The sequence below is a fragment of the Lujinxingia vulgaris genome (genome assembly GCF_007997015.1).
Classification (GTDB): Bacteria; Myxococcota_A; Bradymonadia; order Bradymonadales; family Bradymonadaceae; genus Lujinxingia; species Lujinxingia vulgaris.
Genome location: NZ_VOSM01000119.1, coordinates 1 through 503, shown reverse-complemented (window position 1 = coordinate 503; position 503 = coordinate 1). Strand labels below are relative to the sequence as shown.

Annotated in this window: 1 protein-coding gene; it reads right to left on the bottom strand. The window is 65.4% G+C overall.

Features of this window, described 5'->3' with window-relative positions:
- Nucleotides 1-503 (bottom strand): RelA/SpoT-related domain-containing protein (locus FRC98_RS21165; RefSeq protein ID WP_146983533.1); only part of this gene is annotated, 503 nt, incomplete at both ends.

Sequence of the window (503 nt, the reverse complement as noted above, 5' to 3'; positions counted from 1 at the left end):
GTCGGCGGTCTCAGCCTGCCAGTCGGAGATGTGCGCGAGCCACGCCATGTCCGTGTCGGACGCGCGCACCTCGGTCTTGCCGCCGCCGTTCATCCGCTCCTTGTACATCCAGTGCGCGGCCACACCGTACTCGGCCTGCTGATGCATCTCGTGCGTGCGGATCTGGATCTCGACCGTCCGACCCGAGGGGCCGATCACGGTCGTGTGCAGCGACTGGTAGAGGTTGAACTTCGGGGTGGCGATGTAGTCCTTGAACCGGCCGGGCAACGGCGTCCAGCGCGCGTGGATGGCACCGAGCACGGCGTAGCAGTCGCGGACCGACCCGACGATCACACGGATCCCGATCAGGTCGTAGATGTCGTCGAACTCACGGCCTCGGATGACCATCTTCTGATACACCGAATAGAGCTGCTTGGGGCGACCGACGACCTTGCCGCGGATGCGGAGGTCGCGCAGGTCCGCGTCGATCTCCTCGACGACCGGGTTGAGGTACTTCTCGCGCT